The sequence below is a fragment of the Streptomyces sp. Rer75 genome (genome assembly GCF_013414305.1).
In the GTDB taxonomy this organism is placed as follows: Bacteria; Actinomycetota; Actinomycetes; order Streptomycetales; family Streptomycetaceae; genus Streptomyces; species Streptomyces himastatinicus.
This window is the reverse complement of the sequence record NZ_CP058693.1, coordinates 3,026,602-3,049,931: the sequence shown is the minus strand read 5'-3', so window position 1 is coordinate 3,049,931 and position 23,330 is coordinate 3,026,602. Positions and strand designations below refer to the sequence as shown.

The following is a 23,330-nucleotide window of genomic DNA, read 5'->3' as shown; positions in this document are numbered from 1 at the left end:
CGCAGGGTGCGGGCGGTAGGCCGACCTCCGCACGGCGCCGCCCGCCCCCACGGCCCGGCCCGACGCGTCCGCACGCGTCGGCGGACCCTGCCGCATGCCCGGCGGCCGGGGCGCGGGCGGCGTTCGCCCGCACGCGCCACCGGTTCCCCAGCTCCGGCCGGGCCCGGGCTAAAGCTCCGTCACCACGACATCCAGCGCCCACGGCCGCCCCGCCCGCTCCGGAGCCGTCGCCTCCACCACGTACCCGAACCCTCGCAGCGCCTCCACCAGCTCCCCGGGGCCCTCCGGCTCGGCCCCGGACGTCAGCAGGTCGCGCACCATGCGGCCCTTGGTCGCCTTGTTGAAGTGGCTCACCACGGACCGCTTCTCCACCCCGTCCACGATCTTCGACTGGAGCACCCGCACCGTCGCCGTGCGCTCCGCGACCTCTCCCTTCGGCTTCCACGCCGTCGTGTACGCCGCCGACCGCAGGTCGAGGACCAGGCCGTTCCCGGCGGCCTCCGGGAGGACGGTGGCCATCGGCGTACGCCAGAAGGCGCCGAGCGCGCCGAGGCCCGGCAGCTTGACGCCCATCGAGCAGCGGTACGACGGGATGTGGTCATCGATCCGTACCGCGCCCCACAGGCCCGAGAAGACCAGCAGCGAGCGTTCGGCGCGCGCTCGGGCGGGGGCCGGGAGGGAGGCGAGGCCGAGCGCGTCGTACAGCACACCGGTGTAGATCTCCCCGGCGGGCCGTGTCCCGGCCGACCGGAGCGCCGCGTTCTTGGCGACCTCGCCGCGCAGCCCCGCGCTGAGCCCCAGCACCTCGGCCGCCTTCGTCTCGTCGCCCGAGCACAGCGTGACCAGCTCGTCCAGGACCCGGGCCCGTGCCTCGCCGAGGCCCGGGAGCGACAGCGATCCCAGGTCCAGCGGGGATCGGGAGCCTCCCGTGGCCTTTCCCTCGGACGGCGGCAGCAGGACGAGCACGGTCTCTCCTCGAAAGCTTCGGCGGTACGGCGCGGGGCGGCACCGGTCGTGCCACCCCAGCCCCGCAGCCTACGGCCTACGCACCCGCCTCCCGCAGCCACACCGTGGTGTCCGGCGGCAGCTCATCCGACAACGGCTCGCTGCTCAGGGCCACCTCGCCCACCGCGGGCAGCGGGACGGCGGCCGACGACAGGTTGGTGACGCTGTGCCAGCCGCCGGGGCGGCGGAAGTGCAGCACCCCGGCGCTCAGTTCCGCGACCGAGCCCTGCCACTCCACCGCCTCGTCCGTCCCCGCGCGCCGCAGCTCCCGCCGCAGCCGCAGCGCCTCCCGGTACAGCTCCAGCGTCGAACCGGCCCGCCCCTCCTGCGCCTCGACCGACAGCTCCCCGAACCCCTCCGGCTGCGGCAGCCACGCGCCGCCCGCGCCGAAGCCGTACGAGGGGCCGGTACGTGCCCACGGCAGCGGCACCCGGCAGCCGTCGCGGCCCTTGACCCGGTGGCCGCTGCGCTCCCAGGTCGGGTCCTGGAGCACGTCCACGGGCAGGTCGGCGACCTCCGGAAGTCCCAGTTCCTCGCCCTGGTAGAGGTACGACGAACCGGGCAGGGCCAGCATCAGCAGCGTCGCGGCACGGGCTCGCCGCAGCCCCAGCGCGAGGTCAGTCTCCGGTTCCCGGCCGTCGGCCAGCAGCCAGGCGTCCCGGCCCGCGCCCGTGAGATCGTCCGGCAGGGCGAGTCGGCTGCGGTGCCGGATCACATCGTGGTTGGAGAGGACCCAGGTGGCCGAGGCGCCCGCCTCCCGGGCGGCGGACAGCGCGCCGTCGATGACGGAGTGCAGGGCGGGGGCGTTGAGCGGGGCGTTGAGGAAGTCGAAGTTGAACGCCTGGCCCAGCTCTTCGGCGCGGGCGTACGACATCCGGCGGGAGTTGCGCACCCACGCCTCGGCGACCCCGATCCGCGGCGGGTCGTACTCGTCGAACACCGTGCGCCACTCGCGGAAGATCCCGTGCACCTCGTCCCGGTCCCACAGCGGATGGCTGCCGTCCTCCGGCAGGTCCTCCGGCTCGTAGCCGGGCACGTCGCCTATGTCGCGCAGCGGCTCGGCCAGGTCCTTGGCCAGCCCGTGCGCGACGTCCACCCGGAATCCGGCCACGCCCCGGTCGGACCAGAAGCGCAGCGTGGTGAGGAAGTCGGCGCGGACCTCCGGGTGGTCCCAGTTGAGGTCGGGCTGTTCGGGGGCGAAGAGGTGCAGGTACCACTGCCCGTCGGGCAGCCGGGTCCACGCGGGGCCGCCGAAGCACGAGACCCAGTCGGTGGGCGGCAGCCCGCCGCCCGGCCCCCGCCCCTCGCGGAACACGTACCGCTCGCGGGCCGGGGCGCCGGGGCCCGCGCGCAGGGCCTCCTGGAACCAGGCGTGGTCGTTCGAGGTGTGGTTGGGGACGATGTCCACCATCACCTTGAGCCCGAGCCGGTCCGCCTCCGCGACCAGCCGGTCGAAGTCGTCGAGGGTGCCGAGCCGCGGATCGACGTCGCGGTAGTCGGCCACGTCGTAGCCGCCGTCGGCGAGCGCGGACGGATAGAAGGGGCTCAGCCAGACGGCGTCCACGCCGAGGCCGGCGAGGTACGGCAACCGACCGGTGATGCCGGGCAGATCGCCGATGCCGTCGGCGTCGGAGTCGGCGAAGCTGCGGGGATAGATCTGATAGATGACGGCCTGCCGCCACCAGTCGCTGTTCACGCGGTCGTCGCTCACGGTGTCCTCGCCGTGGAAGGAGGGGGTCCAGCCGTCCAGGCAGTGTCCCCGGGCGCGGCGCGGTCTGTCGAGGGGGCAAGATCGCCCACCGGAGCCGCCCCGGCGTGCGCGCTTCTGTGACACGATCGAGTGAGGAAGGCCCTTTACGCCGGGTATCGACCCCCTCGGTACCTACGCTGGCGGCGAGACAGGGAAGAGGGTGGCATGAGCGCCATGGCACACGAACCGCTCACGCAGGACCACGACCACGTCCTGCTGGAGGGTTTCTTGGCCCTGGATACGCCGGAAGGCTTCCGGGCCGAGCTGATCGAGGGGGAAATCGTCGTGACCCCGCCGCCGGACGGGGACCACGAGAGCTACATCAACCTGATCCTGAAGCAGGTGATCAGGCAGTCCGCAACGGACATGGACTACTCCGGGAACAAGGGCCTCACCGTCCCCCGTGGCGGCTTGTGCGTACGGAACCATATGATTCCGGACGGCACATTCGCCCCCACCGAGCTGGACCTCTTCCGTGGGGCCGAGTCCTGGATGCCGTGCGACGGCGTGTCCATGGTCATCGAGGTCACCTCGACCAAACCGGACCGGGACCGCAAGGCCAAGCGCCACTGCTACGCCCGCGGCGGCATCCCCCTCTACCTCCTCGTCGACCGGGACAACAGCGACGTGACGCTCTTCAGCGACCCGGAGAACGGCGACTACCGCCAGCACGTCACGGTCCCCTTCGGCAAGCAGCTCGACCTGCCCGCTCCGTTCTCCTTCTCATTGGAGACGACCCGCTTCGTCTGAGCCGCCCCGTCCGGGCCGGTACCATGGTCACTACGGCGGACGAGCCGGCCGGGCGGTCGCGTCGGGGTCCTTCGGGGTCCCGCCGAGGAACGTCCGGGCTCCACACGGCAGGGTGGTGGGTAACGCCCACCCGGGGTGACCCGCGGGACAGTGCCACAGAAAACAGACCGCCGGGGCCGCAAGGCGCCCGGTAAGGGTGAAACGGTGGTGTAAGAGACCACCAGTGCCCAGGGTGACCTGGGCAGCTAGGTAAACCCCACCCGGAGCAAGGTCAAGAGGAGCCACCGCAAGGCGGCTCTGCGCGGATGATCGAGGGCTGCCCGCCCGAGTCCGCGGGTAGACCGCACGAGGCCGACGGCAACGTCGGCCCTAGATGGATGGCCGCCTCCCCGCGGGCCGCAAGGCCCACGGGAGACAGAACCCGGCGTACAGGCCGACTCGTCCGCCGCCACCTGCGGCTTTGCCTTGGAAAGGGCCTCTGATCTGCGACGGAGGCCCTTTCCGGTCTTTCACGGGCTTGCCGTCTTACGCGGCGGAAAGTCCCTGGGAAGTCCCTCGGACAGCACTGAAAGTCCCAGAAAAGTCCCTGGAGCGGAGGGGCGCGCCAGGCCTCTGGGCAGGGCGTTCCGGCTGCGCAGCCGATCGGCTCCGTACCGGACGAACTGCACGAACGCCCAGGCCGCGCCTGCACCAGGGCGCCGGCGAATTCGAGGCGGCCGCTATGGTGGCGAACTCGACGGCGACCACGTGGGCGACGGCGACGAGCGAGTCGGGGTTCTCCGCGTACTGGGGACGCAGCCGGGTGCGGGCCGCGTCATCGGGCTGGGTCGCCTTGATGACAAGCCGGGCCATCTTGAGGGCGAGCTCCCGGCCCTCTTAGGGCGTGGCGACGCACTGGCAGTGACCTGACCGCCGACCCCGGACACGCCCTACCTATTCTGTGCGGCGGCTCTCTGTCGAGGGGAGTGTGCTGTCGTCAGTCAGCAGCCGGAGGGCGCTATGCCTAATTCGGGCACGAACGCGGCGCCGAAATTGTCGGATAAGCGTCCCGAGCTTTGTACGGGAGATGCGTAAAACTCTGGTCCACCACCAGATAGCCGGAACGACCAAGACCAAGAGGATCAAGGCTACGACAAATCGCATGACTTCCGTGTGGGAAAACATGGCTCCTGCCTGGTTGAGAGGGCGTTCACCTGCCCTCGTCGACTCTGGCAGTAAGAACACCGAAAGCTGATGTGGTCCGAGGCGCGATGAGAGGTCCCGGTGCGCGGGGAACCAGGGGAGCGGCGAATCGAATCACGCCACACGGTGACATGGCGTGGCGGGGTGGCGGAGCAGCAGTATCGAAGTTTCGAACTCCGAGGAGAAGGTCAAGAGCTCGCAGCAGTCGCAGAACCGGACGCTCAATTGCCTGGAGCAGGCGCCCAAGAACCTCGACAAGATCCGATGCACCCAAGCCCAGTCTCCGCTGGATGGCGCCGAGGTTGCTATCACCCAAGATCAGCGACGAGGTGATTGCGGGGAGCGAGTTGTCCTTTTCCGAAGTCGACAGTAGGTCGACAGCGTTGCCTAGTCCGGCCAACTTCTCCTGGAACCCGCGGACCTGCTTCTGCGCATCGTGAAGAGCCGTCAACCGCCTGAACATGGCACTTGCTGTGCCACGGATAGGCGCTACGACTAGGAAGCGGTTGCACCGGCCCCGTTGGCTAAACAGTTCTGCGACCGCCAGACTTGCATGAGTCTTGCCGACGCCTAGAGGTGCTTCGATCACCAACGAGCTGTCGAGCCGGTCTAGGTGTGCTGTCCGGGGACGTTGGTGACGGGCGACGCGCCGTGAGTGGTGCTTGAACGAGGCGAGGGCCTCTGGTTTCGGTGTGGATTGCGACATCTGTACCGGCACGCAGGAGGCCCTCGTTGATCCACCGTAACGCCCCGCTGACTCCGACCGGCAGGCTGCGTCTGGCCCGGTGTGTCGTCGAGGACGGCTGGCCGCTGCGACGGGCGGCCGAACGGTTCCAGGTCAGCCACACCACCGCAGCCCGCTGGGCCGGACGCTATCGCCACCACGGGGCAGCGGGCCTGCACGACCGCTCCAGCCGCCCCCACCACTCACCCCGCCGGACACCCGCCGGTGTGGAGGAGCGGGTGCTGCGGATGCGCCGCGAACACCAGATCGGCCCACTGCGGCTGGCCGCCCGTTCTGGCGTCGCCGCCTCCACCACCCACCGCATCCTCCAACGCCACGGCCTGCCACCGCTGACCGTGTGCGACCGGGCCACCGGCGAACCCCTCCGCCGCTACGAACGCTCCCGACCGGGCGAACTGGTCCACATCGACGTCAAGAAGCTCGGCCGCATCCCCGACGGCGGCGGTCACAAAGTCCTGGGCCGCGTGGCCGGCCGCAAGAACAAGAGCGGGACCGGTTATGCCTTCCTGCACACCGCGCTGGATGACCACTCCCGCCTGGCCTACACCGAGAACCTGTCCGACGAGAAGGCGGCCACCTGCGCGGCCTTCCTACGACGAGCTGCCGCCTGGTTCGCCGCACGCGGCGTGACCGTCGAGCGGGTGCTGACCGACAACGCCTGGGCCTACAGCAAGAACACCTGGCGGCAGACCTGCCGTGACCTGGGCATCAGCCCTCGCTGGACCCGCCCCTGGCGACCGCAGACCAATAGGAAGGTCGAGCGCTTCCACCGCACCCTGCTGGAGGAGTGGGCCTACCAGCGGCCCTACACCTCAGAAAGCGAGCGTCAGGCAGCGTTTCCCGGCTGGCTGGACTGGTACAACTTCCACCGACCCCACACCGGAATCAGCGGCCACACCCCAGCCAGCCGCGTCACCAACCTCTCCGGACAGCACAACTAGATCGATCCGGCGGCCGATCTCCTCCACGGCCACTGTGTCGTGGTACGTGAACTCCCCCGCCACGCACACCACCCGCGGATTGCTCCAGTCCACGGCCCCGGCCGCCTCCGGACCGAGCCGGTCCGCGACCAGCCGCTCGAACTCGTGGTGATGATCCCGCAGCCACACCAGGTAGGACAGCGCCTGGCTGATGACGTTCTGATCCATCGAACGCTTGTACTCGATGACCACCGGGGTGCCGTTCTCATCGAGCCCCAGCGAATCCACCCGGCCTCGGTGCCGACCGGTCCGGTACTCCGTAGCCAGGAACCGGATGCCGAGCATCGCCTCCATGTTGGTCTCGATCAGCGACTGCAGCTCACGCTCCACCGCCACCGACGCACCCGGAATCTCCGTCGCCCGGCCATCTCTGACCCGGAAGACCTTCAGGTCGCCCATGCACTCCTCCCCGCTCCAGCGCGATCACTGCTGGGCGAGAATCGACACGGCTTCCCGTTTATTCCCCGGCGCGCGGCCGGACTGAGAGGGTGGTCCGTGAGTTGGTGTCCGTTTCCGAGTGAAGCTGGGGCAAGGTTTCTGGTCGCGGGGCCTTGGTCGGTTGCTGCTTCCTCGTCGCCGTCACGAATGTTGTCCGGGGGCGCTGCTCATTGGACGACGGTGCTGATGGTGCCGATGCCGCCTGCTCGCTGGTTGGCTGCTTCGGCTTCCTGGTAGGTGATGTACTGGCGGACGGTGCCGTCCGGCAGGGTCAGTTGGTAGATGACGACGGTTTGAGGAGTTCCTCCACCGCAGTTGCAGGCCATGTCCGGGTTCCTTCCCGTAGGTGATTTTTGTTTCTTGTGTCAGTCGAGCCACCGTGAGGCGATGCCGGCGAGGTAGGAGAGCGTCAGGGCGGTGGCCGGGGCGCGGAGCCATAGTGAGTCCCCCAGGGCCAGGGTGCTGCCGGTCGCGGCGGCGGCGACCCAGATGCTGGTGCACCAGCCGCAGGTGACGAGGTACGACGGTCTGGAGTCGTCACCGAAACGGTCGGCGATCCAGATCCGGAAGCCCGCGGCGAGCGTGTCCTTGGTGATGAACCTGGTGATGCGGCAGGTGGCGCCGAGAGCGAGCAGGAGTCCGCAAGGCTCATGAAAACCTCCTACGGTCACAGGTGCCTTACGCTGGGGTGCCGAATGCCGGGCTGTCCCCCGTACTTGCACTACGGGGGACAGCCCTTTTCTGCACGCGTTCATCCGAGGGCCACGGTCACAGCGGCGGGTTGCACATCCGCAGGGAGGCTGTCGAGGTGAGCGTGGTGCCGCCGACGACGGCAGTCGCCTGGTAGGTGGTGTTGATGATCTGCAGTGGAGTGAGGTTCACCGTGAGGGTGGCGGTGCCGGTCGCGTCGGTCGTCGCCGTCCCCACGGGCACGCCGCCCACGAGGAATTGCACAGGGATGCCTGCGGTCGCAGGCGTCACCGTGGCCTTCAGGGTGGTCGGGAAGAGGGTCGGGTTGGACAGGTTGATCCGCCAGCAGGCGGGGAGGGCCTGGAGCGCCCCCGGAGGTGTCGTCCCGGGCAGCACGACGACGGGGAGGGGCAGGGACGCTGCTCCGGTGCAGTTGCAGGCTGACCCCGCGGGCATTGCGGTGACCGTGGCGGTGGCTGTGGTGGCTCCGGCGGTGGGGAAGGTGACCGTTGCCGAGGCCAGGCCGGAAGCGTTGGTGGTGGCGGTCCCGAGCGTGCCACTCGGGCTGGTGAAGCTGACCGTGGCGCCACTGACCGGCACGCCGTTGCACAGCACCAGCGCCTGGAGAGTGGTGGGCCGACCCGCGGTGACCGTACCGGTCGGCGGGAAGAGCAGCACCGTGCAGACCCCCGGCGGCAGCACCACGACGGGGAGGGGCAGGGACGCTGCTCCGGTGCAGTTGCAGGCTGACCCCGCGGGCATGGCGGTGACCGTGGCGGTGGCTGTGGTGGCTCCGGCGGTGGGGAAGGTGACCGTTGCCGAGGCCAGGCCGGAAGCGTTGGTGGTGGCGGTCCCGAGCGTGCCACTCGGGCTGGTGAAGCTGACCGTGGCGCCACTGACCGGCACGCCGTTGCACAGCACCAGCGCCTGGAGAGTGGTGGGCCGACCCGCCGTGACCGGGCCCGTCGGCGGGAAGAGCAGCACCGTGCAGACTCCCGCAGGCAGCACCACGACGGGGAGGGGCAGGGACGCTGCTCCGGTGCAGTTGCAGGCTGACCCCGCGGGCATTGCGGTGACCGTGGCGGTGGCTGTGGTGGCTCCGGCGGTGGGGAAGGTGACCGTTGCCGAGGCCAGGCCGGAAGCGTTGGTGGTGGCGGTCCCGAGCGTGCCACTCGGGCTGGTGAAGCTGACCGTGGCGCCACTGACCGGCACGCCGTTGCACAGCACCAGCGCCTGGAGAGTGGTGGACTGACCCGCCGTGACCGGGCCCGTCGGCGGGAAGAGCAGCACCGTGCAGACCCCCGGCGGCAGCACCACGACGGGGAGGGGCAGGGACGCTGCTCCGGTGCAGTCGCAGGCGGTGCCGGCCGGAGTGGCGGTGACCGTGGCGGTGGCTGTGGTGGCTCCGGCGGTGGGGAAGGTGACCGTGGCCGAGGCCAGGCCGGAAGCGTTGGTGGTGGCGGTCCCGAGCGTGCCACTCGGAGTGGAGAAGCTGACCGTGGCGCCACTGACCGGCACGCCGTTGCACAGCACCAGCGCCTGGAGAGTGGTGGACTGACCCGCCGTGACCGGGCCCGTCGGCGGGAAGAGCAGCACCGTGCAGACTCCCGCAGGCAACACGACCACAGGGAGCGGAAGGGACGCTGCTCCGGTGCAGTCGCAGGCGGTGCCGGCCGGAGTGGCGGTGACCGTCCGGCGGTGGGGAAGGTGACCGTGGCCGAGGCCAGGCCGGAAGCGTTGGTGGTGGCGGTCCCGAGCGTGCCACTCGGAGTGGAGAAGCTGACCGTGGCGCCACTGACGGGCACGCCGTTGCACAACACCACGGCCTGGAGAGTGGTGGGCTGACCCGCGGTGACCGTACCGGTCGGCGGGAGGAGCTGCACCGTGCAGACTCCCGGCGGCAGCACCACGACAGGGAGCGGAAGGGACTCTGCTCCGGTGCAGTCGCAGGCTGACCCCGCGGGCATTGCGGTGACCGTGGCGGTGGCTGTGGTGGCTCCGGCGGTGGGGAAGGTGACCGTGGCCGAGGCCAGGCCGGAAGCGTTGGTGGTGGCGGTCCCGAGCGTGCCACTCGGGCTGGAGAAGCTGACCGTGGCGCCACTGACGGGCACACCGTTGCACAACACCACGGCCTGGAGAGTGGTGGGCTGACCCGCGGTGACCGTACCGGTCGGCGGGAAGAGCAGCACCGTGCAGACTCCCGGAGGCAGCACCACGACAGGGAGCGGAACGGACTCTGCTCCGGTGCAGTCGCAGGCTGACCCCGCGGGCATTGCGGTGACCGTGGCCGTGGCTGTGGTGGCCCCGGCAGTGGGGAAGGTGACCGTCGCCGAGGCCAGACCGGAGGCATCGGTCGTACCAGTGCCGAGCGTGCCACTCGGAGTGGCGAAACTGACCGTAGCGCCACTGACCGGCACACCGTTGCACAACACCACGGCCTGGAGAGTGGTGGGCTGACCCGCAGTGACCGGGCCCGTCGGCGGGAGGAGCTGCACCGTGCAGACCCCCGGCGGCAGCACCACGACAGGGAGGGGAACGGACTCTGCTCCGGTGCAGTCGCAGGCTGACCCCGCGGGCATTGCGGTGACCGTGGCCGTGGCTGTGGTGGCCCCGGCAGTGGGGAAGGTGACCGTCGCCGAGGCCAGACCGGAGGCATCGGTCGTACCAGTGCCGAGCGTGCCACTCGGAGTGGCGAAACTGACCGTAGCGCCACTGACCGGCACACCGTTGCACAACACCACGGCCTGGAGAGTGGTCGGCTGCCCCTCAGTGACCGGGCCCGTCGGCGGGAGGAGCTGCACCGTGCAGACTCCCGGCGGCAGCACCACGACAGGGAGCGGAACGGACGCTGATCCGGTGCACTCGCAGTCGGTGCCGGCCGGAGTGGCGGTGACCGTGGCGGTAGCCGTAGTGGCCCCGGCAGTGGGGAAGGTGACCGTCGCCGAGGCCAAACCGGAAGCATCGGTCGTACCAGTGCCCAGGGTGCCACTCGGGCTGGCGAAACTGACCGTGGCACCACTGACCGGCACACCGTTACACAACACCAGCGCCTGAAGAGTGGTGGGCTGTCCCTCAGTGACCGGGCCGGCCGGAGGCAGGAGCACCACCGTGCACAGGCTTGTGGTGACCGGGACGAAGGTGCACGCGGGGCAAGTCCCGGCAGCCGCTACGAAGGTGGCCGTCACCGACTGACCCGAGGTCAGCGGCACCCCGAGGTCGACCGGGGTCACGACGCCGTCGACTACGGGCGTCGACACCGTCGCTCCGCCGGGCAGCGTGTACTCGATCGTGCCGTCGAGCGAGGCAGGGTCACCGCCGCACGTCAGGGTTGTGCTGGCCTGCGTGGTCGAGCCCACGGTGGTCAGGGTGGTGGAGATCGTCCCGGGGGGTGCGGGGGTGACGGTGACCGGTACGACCTCGACGCCGGTGATGGTGGCGCCGCTGCTGTACACCACGGTGAGAATCTGGGAGCCGGATCCCACGGCTGTGAAGGTGACCGGAGGTGTGGTCCCGTCAGCGGCGACGGTCGCGGACTGGGTCTGGGCGTTGTAGGTGAAGGTGGCGGTGTCTCCGGCGCTGACCCCGGCAGGGGCAGAGGTGACTTGGGCCGTGAATGTGGTACACGCCTGGGGCGTGGGGGGAGTGATGGCGACTGGCATGATGCAGCCCCTTCGAGTCAGTGTGGCGCGGGGCTGCCACTCGCTGCCGGGGTGCCCAAGAGAACGGAACAGGAACGCAAAAACGATCTCCGTCCTGACCCCGACAGGGAGATGGGCACCCCACAGTCGATAGGACCAGTACAGCTACCGCCGGGATGATGCACCACACCGAGTACAGGAAATCACTCCTTTGGCCTAGCGCTCTGGCCGGGAAGGTACAGCGGTTGCCTCGTAATGCCGCCTCGGTGATGGGGCTGCCTACCCAGCAAAGGCGCTTCTCGCTACCGGTGCGGGCGCGGGCGCGTTCGCGGCGACTACATCGAGGAGAGGGATGTTGCCGTTGCACCAACCCGACTCCGCAACCGATGTTCCTGCCTCGGTCAGGCGGAAGCCGTCGTGCTGCACGGCTGCTTGGACGGACAGCACCCCGCCGGGGTAGAGCCCAGGCGGGGCGCCGCTCTGCGGATCGCAGGACGGGACTCAGCGCCGGGAAGTGTGCTCCGTACGGGTAGTTGTTGTGGTGCGCTCTTGTTGGCCAGGCGCTGGCGTGGGCACGGTGGTTAGGCATGGCAGCCCATCCCGGACCGGAAAGCCCCGCTGTGGAAGCCCAGCTCTTTCCGGTCCGGGTTGGGCGTATCACTGCTCTCTGGAGCCAGGTCAGTTACTCCTCCCAGCCCCCACATCCGCACACCGAGGCGCGATCTTGCGGTTCCCGTTTGCTTCTCTTCCGAGAGGGCGGTTCGTGATCCTTTGGTTGGTCTATCGTCGCCTGATGAGGCGCGGGCGGTGTAGGGGGCGGCGGTGTATCCGGCGGGGCCGGAGCCTATGGCGATGACCTCGCGCACAGGGGTGTCGGTCCGGCGGTTACTTCTCCTGCTGGGCATCGATCTCGGCGACCAGCTCATCGATACGGGCCTTGATCTCGTCGCGGATGGGGCGGACGGACTCCACGCCCTTGCCCGCGGGGTCTTCCAGAGCCCAGTCGAGGTACTTCTTGCCCGGGAAGATCGGGCAGGCATCGTCGCAGCCCATGGTGATGACGTAGTCGGACGCCTCCGGTATACGCGGGCGGTCTCGGGACTGAGCTCGAAATATGCCGGGTCCAGGGCTGAGGTTTTTGGCCCGTGACGGTGAGCCTCGGATCTGCAACGCACCTGGCGGTCGGCTGAGGAGATCGCCGAGCTGTTCGGCGTGAAACCGGCCCTGGATCGCAGCTGAGTCGTGGCGCTGGACAACGGGCGCTAGTAGGGCTCCGTTAGGTGTGTTTGCCGGTTGTGTTCGTCCGAGGCACGGTGGATGGATGGACATGCGGCAAGTGGAGGGTCTTCGGGCGGGAGTTGGCGGCGTTCGTGGCCGATGTGTTCGCATCGGTGCCGCGGCGGGACCAGCGGGCGAAGGGAGACTGTTACCTGCGGGGACTGATGCTGGACGGTCGGCGGAAGTCGACCCAGCCGATGGCGGAGCGGCTGCCGGACGGCAACGAGCAGAACCTGCAGCAGTTCGTGAACCAGTCGCCATGGGATCCGGTGCCGGTCCGGCGGCGGATCGCGGAGAGGATGGTGCCGCTGATCGGCCCGGACGCGTGGGCGGTCGACGATGTGTCGTTCCCCAAGGACGGCCGGATGTCGGTCGGACTCGGGCATCAGTACTGCGGGGCGCTGGGCAAACAGGCCAACTGCCAGGTCGCGGTGAGCGTGCATGCGGTCACCGACGCCGCGTCGTGCCCGCTGCAGTGGCGGCTGTTCCTGCCGAAGGAGTGGGCCCAGGACCCCGCACGGCGCCGTATTACAGGGGTGCCGGACCAGATCGGGCACCGGGAGAAGTGGCGGCTGGCGCCTGAGGTCCTGGACGAGCTGGCCGGGTGGGGGCTGGTGCCGCCGGTGGTGGTGGCCGACGCCGGCTACGGGCAGGACTCCGACTTCCGCCACGCGGTGGCCGAACGGCACATTCCCTGGGTGGTCGGCGCCCGTGGCGACCTGAGTGTCCAGCCGCATGAGGCGGCTCCCACCACCCCGGCCTGGTCGGGCAATGGCCGCTCGCCCCAGCCCCGCTGCCGGCAGCCGCCGGTAGCGGTGGCGGGCTGTCCGACCTGCCCAACGACACCCCCATCGCCGAACTGGTCCGCCTGGCAAAGATCCGCTGGCGCATCGAGTACGACTACCGGGAACTCAAGCACGGCCTGGGCCTGCCGCGTCGGGTGTCAGGCGGAGCAGCCCGCGAGGGCCGGGACGCAGTTGTTCGGATTGTTTCCGGTCACGTTCGCCGCGATCAGCGACACCGAACCGCCGTCGGTGAAGATGCCGCCGGCCTGGCCGCCGTTGGCCGTATTGCCGGTGATGTTGCTGCCGACAATTTGTGCGGTTCCCGCGTGATTGAAGAGTCCGGCGCCATTCAGGGTGGCGACGTTTCCGGACACCGTGGTGGACTGCAATTGCAGCGCGCTGCCGAAGTTCGCGATACCGGCGCCGTTATTTCCCGCCCTATTTCCGATGATGCGTCCGCGGTTGAAGGAAAAATTGCCGAGAGACGTCCAGATACCGCCGCCCTCAAAATTTTTGGCGCGGTTGGCCTCAATCGTCACGGCGTTCAGGACGGAGTTCCCGAAGTTCGCGATGGCGCCGCCGGTGCTGTCGGCAGTGTTGTCGGAGAACGTGCTGTTGTTGACGGTCAGCGAGGCCCCCGTACCGACGTGCATGCCACCGCCGTCCCCGGCGGTGTTGCCCGAGACGTGGCTCGAAAGGAGGGTGGCCGTGGCGCCCGGGCCGGCCTCGATGCCGCCGCCGATGCCGGTCGCGACGTTCGTGGTGACCGCGCTCTGGTACAGGACGAGGGCGCCCAGATCGAGGATTCCGGCCCCGTCCACCGCCTGGCCGCCCGAGAAGGTCACCCCGCTGACGGTGAGACGTCCGCCGGGCGCGATCTCCGCGATGCGGAAGTTCGGCGCTGAGGCGCTGCGTCTGATGGTCGATCCGGCGCCGGCGATGGTCACGTTCCCCGTGATGACCGGCAGCCCGTCGGCGCCGCCTGTGCCCGTCGCCGCCACCGAGGTGAGGGTGTACACGCACCCGGCGGCCAGAGTGACGGCCCCGCCGGAGGCCGCCTGGCCCACCGCGGTGACCAGCGCCGCCGCGTCCCCGCAGGGCACGGTGGCCCGGGGCGAGCCGTCATCGCCCGCCCTGGTCCGCCCTTCCTCGGCCGACGCCGGCGCGGAAGCGCCCCACGCCAAGAGCGCCAGCACCATGACGGGGATGGATCCGCGGATCGTAGTCACGAGTCGCACGAGGGTCTCCTTACATGTTCCTGGGCGTTCCTGGGTGTTCCTGGGGAGAGGAAGAGCAGCAGGTTCGGACTGTGCGGACAGGCGGCGTTCGGCATCCGTTCACGCAACGACAGGGCGCTCAGGACCTCGGCGGATGGGGCGGAGCAGCCCCTGTTGAACGACGAAACCGCGGTCAGCGCCCGGCGGCCGGATCACGACGGGTTGTAGGTGTAGGGGAGGGTGTTGCTGTTCCCTGCCGGGGTGTGCGCGACGACGTTCACCGTGCCGGGCGTCCCGGCGGGTGAGGTGGCGACGACCTGCGTGTCGGAGATCGCCGAGAACGAGGCCGGGACGCCACCGAAGGTGACCGCGTCGGTGTAGGTCAGGTTGCTGCCGCCCAGCACGACCGCGTCGCCCCCGGTGTCCGGGCCGTTGGAGGGGGTGAGGCTGGTCAGGACCGGTGCCCCGAGGTAGGTGTAGTAGGGGTTTCCGGGCTCCGTGGTGCTGGTACCGCCCGGCGTGGTGACGGTGACGACGACCGTTCCTGATCCCGCCGGGGCGGTGACGGTCAGTTGGTTGTCGGAGATCACGTTGATTCCGGTGGCCGGATTGCCGCCGAATTGGACGGCGCTGGTGAGCGTCAGATTGCTGCCGAAGATGGTGACGGTGTTGCCGCCGGTGTCCGGGCCGAGGTCCGGGGACAGATCCATGACGGTCGGTGCGGCGATGTAGAAGTACGGCAGCGGGTTACTGGTGCCGCCGGGCGTGGTGACCGTGACGTTGGCCGAGGGCGGGGGCCCGGCGGGCGCGCTGACGGTGATCTGCGTGGAGGTGTTGGTGAGGATGGTCGCCGAGTTGATCCCGAACTTGACCGAGGTCGCCCCGGAGAGGTTGGTGCCGTTGATGGTGACTGTATTGCCGCCGGAAGTCGGCCCCGCTGTCGGGCTCAGGCTGCTGATCGTGGGGGCCGGGGTGGCGACGTAGGTGTAGCTGAGGGCGTTGCTGGTACCGCTGGGAGTGGTGACGGTGACGCCCACCGTGCCACTGCCCGCAGGCGCGCTGACGGTGATCTGCGTAGCCGTATTGGTGAGGACTGTCGCCGGGTTGGGCCCAAAGAGCACCTGCGTAGCTCCGGAAAGATTGCTGCCGTTGATCGTCACGGTATTCCCACCAGAGGTGGAGCCCGAAGCCGGAGTGAGCGACGTAAGCACAGGAGCCGCAACCGTGGTGTAAGTGAAGAGGACATTCTGGGTGCTGGTCCCCGTCGGTCCCGTGACGGTGACCTTGACCGTGCCGGTTCCCGCGGGTGTCCTGGCCGTGATCTGCGTATCGCTCACGATGACCACATTGGTGGCCAGGTTGGGGCCGAACCTGGCCACGGTGGCGCCGGTGAAGCCGGAGCCGGTGATGGTCACGAGGGTGCCCCCCGCTGGTCCACCTTGAGTGGGGCTGACACTGGTCACTACGGGGGCCATGATGCTCGCTCTTTTCTTCCTTCTCGTTCCTCTTGGACGGGCCGCGCCCTGGCCAGCCGGTCGGCCAGGGCGCGGTGGGACGTCGCCGCCCGTACACGCCGACGCAGGCAGCGACTTGATGGTCGTGCCGTCGGCGCCCCGTTGATCCCGGAGGTCAGGTGATGGTGAAGGCCACGGCGTTGGAGGTGCCGCCGCAGGTGGTGACCGTGATGGTCCCGGCGCCGGCGGCGAGTCCGCCGGGCACGGTGGCGACGAGCTGGGTGTCGCTGATGGGTGTGAAGACCGCGGTGGCGGTGGCGGCGGCGCTGTCGGTGAAGGTGACGGTGTCGACGCCGATGAAGGAGGTTCCGGTGATGGTGACGTCGTCCCCGGCCGTGCCCGTCGCGGGAGCCACCGTGGTGATGGCGGGCGTGAGGTAGTAGTCGACCAGGGTGGTGCCCGACGCGCTCGTGCCGCCGGCCGTGGTGATCGTGACCGGCTCTGTCGACACGTCGGCGACCTGCCCCGGGTTGGGCGGGGCAGTGAAGGTCACCTGGTTGGTCTGCGTGGGAGTGACCGCGACGCTGCCGACGGCGCCCACCCCGACCTGTGTCCCGGTCAGGAAGTTGGTACCGAACAGCGTCGCCGCGCCACCCGTGGCGGCCGGCAGACAGGTGACGCTCAGGGCCGTGGTCGTCGGCGCGGCGATGACGAAGAAGGGCCGTGAGTTGCTGGTGGCGCCGGTATTGCTGCTCACGCTCACGGAGACCTGGCCGGAGCACGGTGCCGTGCTGGGCACGACAAAGGTGACCTGGGTGGCGGTGACGCCGGTCGGGGTGACCGACGTCGCCCCGAAGTTCACCCTGGTGGTGGTGGACAGAGCGGTGCCGTTGATCTGGACGGTGTCCCCGGGTTTGCCTTGGTTGGTGTTGGTCGTCGTGTCCACCAGCGAGGTGATGGCTGCCATGATCATTCTCCTTCGGTCGCATCGCTCTGGGCGGTGCGGAGAGCCATTGGATGGATGAACGCGCCCCACAGCCGCAAGGGACATTCCGGTGAGGCGGGAAGGGCTCGCGTGAAGACCCGATGCCCCGGTACTGGCACCTGGAGGCGGGTCGTCCAGTGGAAAGCGACTCGGCGCCATCACATGGGCACCGTCAATCGCACTCAGCTTGATTTAAGCGACCGAACGAAAGGAGCGGAAGGTGGAACAGGAAGCATGAGGAAGTTATATGCAGATACGGTTAAGCATCTCTTACGTCCGTCGCGCGCCGTCTATTCGGGTGATGGCGGGTCAAGACTGTTGAGTCCCGTCTCCGGCCGGTGTGTAACTGGTGACGCCGGTTCCGGTGGGCAGCCCGTCCTTCCTGGAAGCGGCAGATGAAACAGCCTGTCCGCCTGTCTGCCCACGCAGGCGGACAGGTTACGTGACATCGTGGTGCCGCGCTGGCCACGCGGCTTCAACCGGAGGGAAAGCCATAGACCTCCTGGAAGCGCTCCTAGTGGCCGACAAGGGGCGCCGGAACGCGATCTGGTGGGCGAACTGCTCTGCTGTCTGCGGTGTTTAAGAGTGACCGAAGGCCGGGAAATGCGTCGCGCCTAGGGTTCCCTACCTCTGCGCAGGAGGCAGGGTGGAGGGCCCTCCGGGCATCGTGCACACCGAACTCACGGACATCGGCGAGGAGTACCGGGCCTGGACCACCAGCTACCACACCACCATCGTCGCCACGCTGGCCGCTCTTCTGGACCGCAGCCCGCCACAGCAGGCGCCTCACAGTCCGCGGCTTCCGCGGTCTGCGGCCCGGTCGTGGCGGACCACTCCACGCCTGGCCGGGCGACACCGCCGCGCGGCGGTGTCGCCCGGGCTGTGCAGTTATCCTCCACGGTCCCGAACCGGGACTGCCGCCGCGGTAGCCGCGGGCATACGGAGCCCGCGCGGTAGGCGAACCCGGCCTGCCCGCCCGGCGCTCCGCTACTTCGCCGAGTTGCCCGCGGACGCGAGGGCTGACGCCTGACAGCTGGGAGGAATGGAAGTCGTCGGAGCGTTCGCCGCCGCTCTGCGCGCGCTCACCATCTCCTGCACCTCACCCGACCGGTTCCTCGCCGCTACGACGGCCGCCCTGAGTGCCCGACACCGTGCCCCGCAGGCCGTGCCGGGCATTCACCGGCTGTCCGGCCTCGGGCTGATTCCCGCCCCGGCGGGCCGCCGATCTCTCGTCGCCGCGGCCGCGCCCGGCACAAAGAGCCCCCGCCGGAATCCGCCACCGCACATCTGCACGGACCTGGAAGAAGTTCCACCTGAGCCTTCGTCCTCGGCCAGCAGAGCCAGGACGGCGTCTGCGGCTACCCTGCATGCGACTACAAGGGCCGGAGCAGGACCGCCTGTCCTGGATGCAGAGCATGGTCACCGCCCTGGCCACCGTGTAACGGAGAATCCCCACTCGCCGCGCGGGAGCCGAGCCCGGGCACCGGCGTTCCCAGCACCGGCTGACGCTCATGCCGCCCGAACCCCGCTCGGGCGGAGCGAGTCCGCCGATGAGTGGGTTGGGTGTGGTGGCAGCGTCACAGTCGTTGCGCTGGAAAGCCGCACCGGTCTCGTACACGTTGAGGCACTCGGACCCCGACATTGACATCACCGGTGGGCGCGATAGCGGCGAAAGGTTGATGCCGGTGACGGCGTCACAGTTGTTGTCCCGGAAACTTCCAACACCAGTGGGGGGACGCGCCGCCGGCCCCAATGATCACCATCGTGCTGGCGGCCTCGGCCAGGAGAGCTGCCTTCTTCCCGATGTTCATTTGATTCCTCCGATAAGCTCATTCCGTGGAAAACACAGACGATCTGACGCAACGCAAAAAGCCATAGAAGCAGAGGAGTTCGCGGAGACTTCATTCGCCCGGGCGCAGTTCAACGCTCAGCCTTACAGGCGCGAGCCCGTTTGTGCACTTAGTGCGGAGGTTACTCCGTACGGGTGATTTGTTGTGGCGTGGTCTTGTTGGCCCGCCGCTTGTATGGGGGGCTGTGTATAGGGCATGGCTGCCCATCCCGGTGCGGAAGAGTTACCGGCTGACTCCTGCCGAAAGCTCCCCGATGTGGATGACTTGGCTCTTTCCGGGCCGGGGTGGGCGTATGTCTGTCTCCCGTTCGGGCTTGGACTCCTCGTTCCGGTAGGTAGCCGCCCGGGAATCTGGATCTGCGGTCGTCGCCGCCGTCGCCCCGGGGGCGGTTCGCGTGAGGTGCGTTGCGCGGCCCGCGCGGCAGGCCGCAGGGAGGGCTGTCCGGGTGTGTTTCCAGCCCGGACAGCCTCCTGCCCGCAGGCGTCGAATCGGCTGACCTCACATACCGCCCTCTGAGATGGCCTTTGCATAGTCGGCCCGGCGTGAGGCGTTTACCGGCCGCAGAGCGGGCACCGGCCTGTTGCTCTGCTCCTGGTCTCCACCGGCAGGCCACGCTCCCGGATCCGTTTCAGGTGATATGTGACCGTCGACGTGCTCGACAGACCCACGTCCGCCAGCTCCCGCATCGTCGGTGGATCACCCCGCTCGATCATGAACTCGCGCGCCGCGCGGAGGATCCGTTCCTGCTGCTCAGACCTCACGGCCTCCCTCCGGAGTCAGCGGCCTCCCGTACCTGCCTGCGCAGCTCTACTCGGGCGGCAGGAGTCCCCCCGGCTGAGGCGTCGAAGAGCGGATGCCAGAACAACCGGGCCGACAGCGACAACAGCCGACGGCGCGCAGCTGTTGCGTCGACCGGACGGCTGGCCAACTCCTCGTAGACACGGGTCCGAGCACACTGCAGTTCGATGAGGCCCTGGGGGAAATCGAAGCTGGACACAGCAATGCGATAGGGAGTTCGAATTTCAAGGTGGGGCAGCCGCGCCGCAAAACCCGCCATCCAAGGCGCCTGGGCGTGCCGCTCGGTCAGCGTCTGACGCGGCTGCGTACGGCGAGGCCCGAAGAGGACGGGTTCGGCCAGGTCATTTCGGGGAGGGGCCGGAGACGTGACCTCCGGCCCCTCCGCCTGTGCCGCTGGGCGGCTGTGAGGCTTCTGGGCTTGTGATTAGCACCGCTGGGTGGGCGGAGGGCTGCCCAGGTCGAACTTCACGCTGGCGGTGTACACCCAGCCTTGCAGCTCGCGGGAGTAGTACCACCGGTTTCCGAAATCGTTGTCGGCGTAGCACGTGAAGACGTACAGGCCCGGGTATTTGACGCCCGAGCACTCTGCGTAGGGGCCGCTGCGGATCCAGCCCGGAGTGATGACCCGCGCGTGGGCGTTGCCCCACCCGTACTCGTCGGGATCCCAGTTGCAGCGAGCCGCTGCCGCTGCCACTTCCGTGCTGGGCGGCGTTGCCGCGGTGGCGGTGCCGGTGAGGTTGGCGAGAACTGCGGCGGAGGTAAGGGCGGCGGCCGTTAAGGCGCGACGTAGGTGCACAGCGTCTCCCTGTGTCCATAAACCAGACGGCGGATGTGAAGAACGGTAGGGAGGGAGAGAGAGCCTCGGCCTGTCATTCCGCGCAGGGTTCTTGGCGATTCGCGCAACGTTCGGACAGGAGGTCCCGGTAGTCCCGCGGCGGCATGCCGTAGGCAGTCCGGAAGAGGCGGCTGAAGTTTGCCGGGTCGGTGAAGCCCCAGCGTGCGGCGACGGCCTGGATGGGGCGTGTGCCGAGACGGGGGTCGGCCAGGTCCAGGCGGCAGCGTTCCAGGCGGCGGTGGCGTATCCAGGCCGCTGGCGAGGTGCCGTCCTCGGCGAACATCTGCTGCAGGCGGCGCAAGGAGACGTGGTGGGCGTCCGCGACCGCCCGGGGCGTCAGGGCCGGGTCGGCGAGATGCTCCTCGACGAACGCGAGGATCTCGACTCGCAGGGCGCTGCGGCGGGTGTCCGGGCTGAGCGACTCCTCGGCGTCGAGGCAGCGGGCGAGTACGGATGCCAGGAGATCCAGCGTGACCGAGGTGAGCGTGGGGACGTCAGCCGCAGCGATCTCGCCGGCGCGTCTGTTCAGGTCGGTCAGCCAGCGGGCGAAGATGCCGCCCATGCCGCGGCGTCCGTCGACCCGGGTGCCGAGCAGGTGCTGCACTGTCTTGTCCGGCAGTGGCATCAGCCTCCGGGGGAACTGCACCGTCACATGCGACCAGCCGCCCCGAACCGCGTGAACGTCTCCGTGGTAGGGGCGGCTGCTGTCCATAACCACCAGGTCACCGCTGCATAGCGCTGTATCGCGACCGGCCAGGGAGAGCGCTCCCTGCTGCTGCAGGAAGTAGTTGACCTGGTACGCCTCGGGATCGGACCGCCGGATCATCTGGGCGGTCCGGGTGATCTCCAGATGCGGGAAGGACATCGTGGAGACGGTAACCTCCCCCAGCTGCAGGCCTCGCATCCTGGCCAGGAAGTCGTCCTCAGCCTTGCTGCGCAGCCGGTTGGCCATGTGTGACTGGTCGGTGACGTCGGCGAAGAACTCGAACCGCTCCGGTGCCGCGACGACCTCTGTGCTGAACTCCGTCACCAGCATTCACAGCCCCCCGGCAGAACGGTTCCACGGCTCGAAGTGGCATGGGTACACCCACACCGTCTTCTTATACCTGAGTCGCATGATCAGCCATACACCTCTCCGCGTGATGATGTCCGAAAGCTCACCGAGAAGGCCGACGGGCGCGGCACGCAGAAGAGGCAGAAGAGCGTCGCCGGACCGCCCGAACCGTGCCTGCCCGCCCACCCGTGCAGGGCCCTGCGGAGCTGTTCCCGGGCGGGACACCCCCCGGCGGACGCCTGATCTTCCACGTCTTCGCCGCCCTGGCCGCGTTCATCCGCGAACTCACCGTCCAGGGAACCCGCGAGGGCCTGACCGCCGCCCGCTCCCGCCCGCGTCCTGGCCGAAGCCCACGAGAACGCCGATCCCGTGCAGATCACGAGAGGGTTCGGGCTGTCCTCCACCACTGCCGGGAACTACGTTCCCGCCCGCCCAGAGGAAGGGGGCAGCACCCGAAGGTAGGCGGACATGGAGTCGCATGACCTGCCGCCCTGGAGGGTCAAGGCTTCCCCGGACCCAGCCGTCGGGGCTGGGCTCAGTCGTGCGCGGGCTGGTTGGACAGGTGATGGTCGGCGAGACTGAGTGCTTCGTTCACGACGCGGCGCAGGTGGCCGTCGGCCAGAGTGTAGATCGGTTCCGGAGGGCTTGAAGGCGGCGTCACCAGATGCGGGCTCTTTGGTTCTGGTTCGATCGACGTGGCAGTCGTAGGCTGATTTGCCTGTTGGGAAGCAACCCTGCTTCCGAGGGCCGAGGCCAGGAAGCTGGACCGCGGTGAGCAGGTCGCCATCCTCAGTGCGCGCGAAGCTTGGCAGGACGCCGTTCCGCAGGTCGAGCCGGAAACGATTCGCCGTCGTCATTGCTACTGGGGCCGGTGGTGTCCTCACCACGCTGCACCGCCCAGCTGATCCCCCAGGCCGCCGCGACCAGGGGGCTGCCGCAGGTTGGACCACGCTGCCGCACCCCGCCAGAACGGTGCGAACCACGCCGCCGCCACCAGGGCCGCCGCTACTGCCCTCGGAGCTGGCGCACGTGCGGTCGAGTGCACTGACGCTCTCAGCTATCACAGCATGACGGCCGCGCCAAATCCTCGATTCTCTGGATGCTGATCCTGCTTGTCAGCAACAGTCCGTCGCGGCTTCTCCGCGCGAATGGCGGGCGGAAGGCATGCCCGCCTTCTTGGCGGCGTTCACCCTGGAGGCACATCGATGCGCAATGAACTGCAGCCCGTGATCGAGGCTGCCTTCTTGAATGTCCAGAACGCGGCAAAGTACATGGGCATCTCTGTGAACACCCTCTACGTCTGGCGCCATCGGAGGCAGGGGCCGCCGAGCTTCCGCATGGGGCCTGGTGGTCGGCTCATGTACCGACGGGATCTGCTGGATGCGTGGCTCGCCGAACAGCAGGAGGCGGATTCGCGGTCCAACGCGGCTCTCAATCCGCTGAACAAGAGGCCGCAGCAGCGTGGGCGCCGCCGCGCGGCCTGACACGCAATTGGATTTTCGGGAAGTTGGCAGCACCTGGAATTTCTTGCGCATGGGGGTCGTCTGTGTGTCTGATCCCGACGCACGTCGCGATGAGAGAGCTCCCACCAGGCAAGGAAGGAGTCACCTATGGCGGGCTACATCGAGGACCGATGGCTCAAGAAGCGGCCGAACAAGCCACCGTCGCGGACGCCAAAGCATGGCTGGCGGAAACGCAGACGGACGCGCGTCGGGGTGACTTTTTCGACTCGCGCGATGGGGCTATCACTCTAAGCGAGTACGTCGAGAAGAATTGGTGGCCGTCCCAGGTGCACCCGGCTCAGACGCTGGAGAGCATGGAATACCGAGTATGGGGGCAAGTGCTGCCGCACCTTGGGAAATTGGCTCTCAAGGAGATTGGTGTCGCAGAGCTACG

The 23,330-nt window shown here is 68.8% G+C and carries 17 protein-coding genes, 1 other RNA gene and 5 pseudogenes; 9 read left to right on the top strand and 14 right to left on the bottom strand.

The genetic code is table 11. The annotated features are described in order from the left end of the window. Positions 1 to 168 precede the first annotated feature (168 nt). Together yaaA and HYQ63_RS12810 are read right to left on the bottom strand one after the other, a co-directional pair. Positions 169 to 966, bottom strand: coding sequence for a peroxide stress protein YaaA (gene yaaA / locus HYQ63_RS12815; protein WP_179933934.1), 798 nt, complete (start codon positions 964 to 966; stop codon positions 169 to 171). A 76-nt stretch (positions 967 to 1,042) separates the two neighbouring features. After that, positions 1,043 to 2,716, bottom strand: coding sequence for a glycoside hydrolase family 13 protein (locus HYQ63_RS12810; RefSeq protein ID WP_179933933.1), 1,674 nt, complete (start codon positions 2,714 to 2,716; stop codon positions 1,043 to 1,045). A 213-nt stretch (positions 2,717 to 2,929) separates the two neighbouring features. On the opposite strand from HYQ63_RS12810, the gene HYQ63_RS12805 reads away from it, so the two are divergent. Together HYQ63_RS12805 and rnpB are read left to right on the top strand one after the other, a co-directional pair. Then, positions 2,930 to 3,505: a Uma2 family endonuclease gene (locus HYQ63_RS12805; RefSeq protein WP_179940029.1), complete on the top strand. Its 576-nt coding sequence runs from the start codon at positions 2,930 to 2,932 to the stop codon at positions 3,503 to 3,505. 40 nt (positions 3,506 to 3,545) lie between these two features. Further along, positions 3,546 to 3,950: RNase P RNA component class A (rnpB, locus tag HYQ63_RS12800), an RNA gene on the top strand. An 80-nt stretch (positions 3,951 to 4,030) separates the two neighbouring features. On the opposite strand, the pseudogene HYQ63_RS45995 reads toward rnpB, so the two are convergent. After that, positions 4,031 to 4,369 (bottom strand): annotated as a pseudogene (locus HYQ63_RS45995) (hexameric tyrosine-coordinated heme protein); the annotation flags it as partial. Between the two features lie 1,050 nt (positions 4,370 to 5,419). Between HYQ63_RS45995 and HYQ63_RS12790 the strand changes: the two are divergent. Then, a complete protein-coding gene (locus HYQ63_RS12790; RefSeq protein ID WP_179933931.1) occupies positions 5,420 to 6,373 on the top strand; it encodes an IS481 family transposase in 954 nt (317 codons plus the stop codon). Between the two features lie 644 nt (positions 6,374 to 7,017). Here HYQ63_RS12790 and HYQ63_RS12780 read toward each other — a convergent pair. The 3 genes from HYQ63_RS12780 to HYQ63_RS12770 form a co-directional block, all read right to left on the bottom strand. Then, positions 7,018 to 7,176: a hypothetical protein gene (locus tag HYQ63_RS12780; protein ID WP_179933930.1), complete on the bottom strand. Its 159-nt coding sequence runs from the start codon at positions 7,174 to 7,176 to the stop codon at positions 7,018 to 7,020. A gap of 39 nt (positions 7,177 to 7,215) precedes the next feature. Further along, positions 7,216 to 7,521: a DUF1360 domain-containing protein gene (locus tag HYQ63_RS12775; protein ID WP_257231814.1), complete on the bottom strand. Its 306-nt coding sequence runs from the start codon at positions 7,519 to 7,521 to the stop codon at positions 7,216 to 7,218. A 97-nt stretch (positions 7,522 to 7,618) separates the two neighbouring features. Beyond that, a complete protein-coding gene (locus tag HYQ63_RS12770; RefSeq protein WP_179933929.1) occupies positions 7,619 to 9,160 on the bottom strand; it encodes an Ig-like domain-containing protein in 1,542 nt (513 codons plus the stop codon). A gap of 78 nt (positions 9,161 to 9,238) precedes the next feature. Between HYQ63_RS12770 and HYQ63_RS12765 the strand changes: the two genes are divergently transcribed. The 3 genes from HYQ63_RS12765 to HYQ63_RS12755 all read left to right on the top strand — a co-directional run bounded on the left by HYQ63_RS12765 (position 9,239) and on the right by HYQ63_RS12755 (position 11,092). Further along, positions 9,239 to 9,385 (top strand): hypothetical protein, encoded by a 147-nt coding sequence (locus HYQ63_RS12765; protein ID WP_179933928.1) that lies wholly within the window; start codon positions 9,239 to 9,241, stop codon positions 9,383 to 9,385. 93 nt (positions 9,386 to 9,478) lie between these two features. Then, positions 9,479 to 9,691: a hypothetical protein gene (locus tag HYQ63_RS12760; protein WP_179933927.1), complete on the top strand. Its 213-nt coding sequence runs from the start codon at positions 9,479 to 9,481 to the stop codon at positions 9,689 to 9,691. A gap of 1,191 nt (positions 9,692 to 10,882) precedes the next feature. Then, positions 10,883 to 11,092 (top strand): hypothetical protein, encoded by a 210-nt coding sequence (locus tag HYQ63_RS12755; protein WP_179933926.1) that lies wholly within the window; start codon positions 10,883 to 10,885, stop codon positions 11,090 to 11,092. Between the two features lie 971 nt (positions 11,093 to 12,063). Here HYQ63_RS12755 and HYQ63_RS12750 read toward each other — a convergent pair. Then, positions 12,064 to 12,255, bottom strand: a pseudogene (locus HYQ63_RS12750) (phosphotyrosine protein phosphatase); the annotation flags it as partial. Positions 12,256 to 12,536: 281 nt separating this feature from the next. On the opposite strand from HYQ63_RS12750, the pseudogene HYQ63_RS12745 reads away from it, so the two are divergent. Further along, a pseudogene (locus HYQ63_RS12745) lies at positions 12,537 to 13,387 on the top strand (IS701 family transposase); the annotation flags it as partial. A 12-nt stretch (positions 13,388 to 13,399) separates the two neighbouring features. Here the strand turns inward: HYQ63_RS12745 and HYQ63_RS12740 are convergent. The 6 genes from HYQ63_RS12740 to HYQ63_RS12715 form a co-directional block, all read right to left on the bottom strand. Beyond that, positions 13,400 to 14,242, bottom strand: a complete 843-nt coding sequence (locus HYQ63_RS12740) for a right-handed parallel beta-helix repeat-containing protein (RefSeq protein WP_257231813.1) — start codon at positions 14,240 to 14,242, stop codon at positions 13,400 to 13,402. 428 nt (positions 14,243 to 14,670) lie between these two features. Next, positions 14,671 to 15,933 (bottom strand): IPT/TIG domain-containing protein, encoded by a 1,263-nt coding sequence (locus HYQ63_RS12735; protein ID WP_179933924.1) that lies wholly within the window; start codon positions 15,931 to 15,933, stop codon positions 14,671 to 14,673. Positions 15,934 to 16,087: 154 nt separating this feature from the next. Continuing rightward, positions 16,088 to 16,879, bottom strand: a complete 792-nt coding sequence (locus HYQ63_RS12730; protein WP_179933923.1) for an IPT/TIG domain-containing protein — start codon at positions 16,877 to 16,879, stop codon at positions 16,088 to 16,090. Between the two features lie 2,419 nt (positions 16,880 to 19,298). After that, a complete protein-coding gene (locus HYQ63_RS45990; protein WP_218929561.1) occupies positions 19,299 to 19,508 on the bottom strand; it encodes a hypothetical protein in 210 nt (69 codons plus the stop codon). Positions 19,509 to 19,969: 461 nt separating this feature from the next. After that, positions 19,970 to 20,341 carry a hypothetical protein gene (locus HYQ63_RS12720; RefSeq protein WP_179933922.1) on the bottom strand — a complete coding sequence of 124 codons (372 nt, stop codon included), beginning with the start codon at positions 20,339 to 20,341 and terminating at the stop codon, positions 19,970 to 19,972. A 73-nt stretch (positions 20,342 to 20,414) separates the two neighbouring features. Further along, positions 20,415 to 21,416, bottom strand: coding sequence for a helix-turn-helix domain-containing protein (locus HYQ63_RS12715; protein WP_179933921.1), 1,002 nt, complete (start codon positions 21,414 to 21,416; stop codon positions 20,415 to 20,417). A gap of 239 nt (positions 21,417 to 21,655) precedes the next feature. Between HYQ63_RS12715 and HYQ63_RS45985 the strand changes: the two are divergent. After that, positions 21,656 to 21,916 (top strand): annotated as a pseudogene (locus HYQ63_RS45985) (hypothetical protein); the annotation flags it as partial. Positions 21,917 to 21,969: 53 nt separating this feature from the next. Here the strand turns inward: HYQ63_RS45985 and HYQ63_RS44610 are convergent. After that, positions 21,970 to 22,065, bottom strand: a pseudogene (locus tag HYQ63_RS44610) (transcriptional regulator); the annotation flags it as partial. Between the two features lie 574 nt (positions 22,066 to 22,639). Here HYQ63_RS44610 and HYQ63_RS12710 point away from each other — a divergent pair. Further along, the gene (locus tag HYQ63_RS12710; RefSeq protein ID WP_179933920.1) at positions 22,640 to 22,918 is read left to right on the top strand and encodes a helix-turn-helix domain-containing protein; all 279 of its coding nucleotides are present in this window, start codon (positions 22,640 to 22,642) and stop codon (positions 22,916 to 22,918) included. The last annotated feature ends 412 nt before the right edge of the window (positions 22,919 to 23,330 follow it).

What these genes read in the sequence shown, in the direction of transcription:
- HYQ63_RS12730 (WP_179933923.1), bottom strand. Translation starts at nt 16,879, where the DNA reads ATGGCAGCCATCACCTCGCTGGTGGACACGACGACCAACACCAACCAA.
- HYQ63_RS12780 (WP_179933930.1), bottom strand. Translation starts at nt 7,176, where the DNA reads ATGGCCTGCAACTGCGGTGGAGGAACTCCTCAAACCGTCGTCATCTAC.
- HYQ63_RS12805 (WP_179940029.1), top strand. Translation starts at nt 2,930, where the DNA reads ATGGCACACGAACCGCTCACGCAGGACCACGACCACGTCCTGCTGGAG.
- HYQ63_RS12735 (WP_179933924.1), bottom strand. Translation starts at nt 15,933, where the DNA reads ATGGCCCCCGTAGTGACCAGTGTCAGCCCCACTCAAGGTGGACCAGCG.
- HYQ63_RS12710 (WP_179933920.1), top strand. Translation starts at nt 22,640, where the DNA reads ATGCGCAATGAACTGCAGCCCGTGATCGAGGCTGCCTTCTTGAATGTC.
- HYQ63_RS12715 (WP_179933921.1), bottom strand. Translation starts at nt 21,416, where the DNA reads ATGCTGGTGACGGAGTTCAGCACAGAGGTCGTCGCGGCACCGGAGCGG.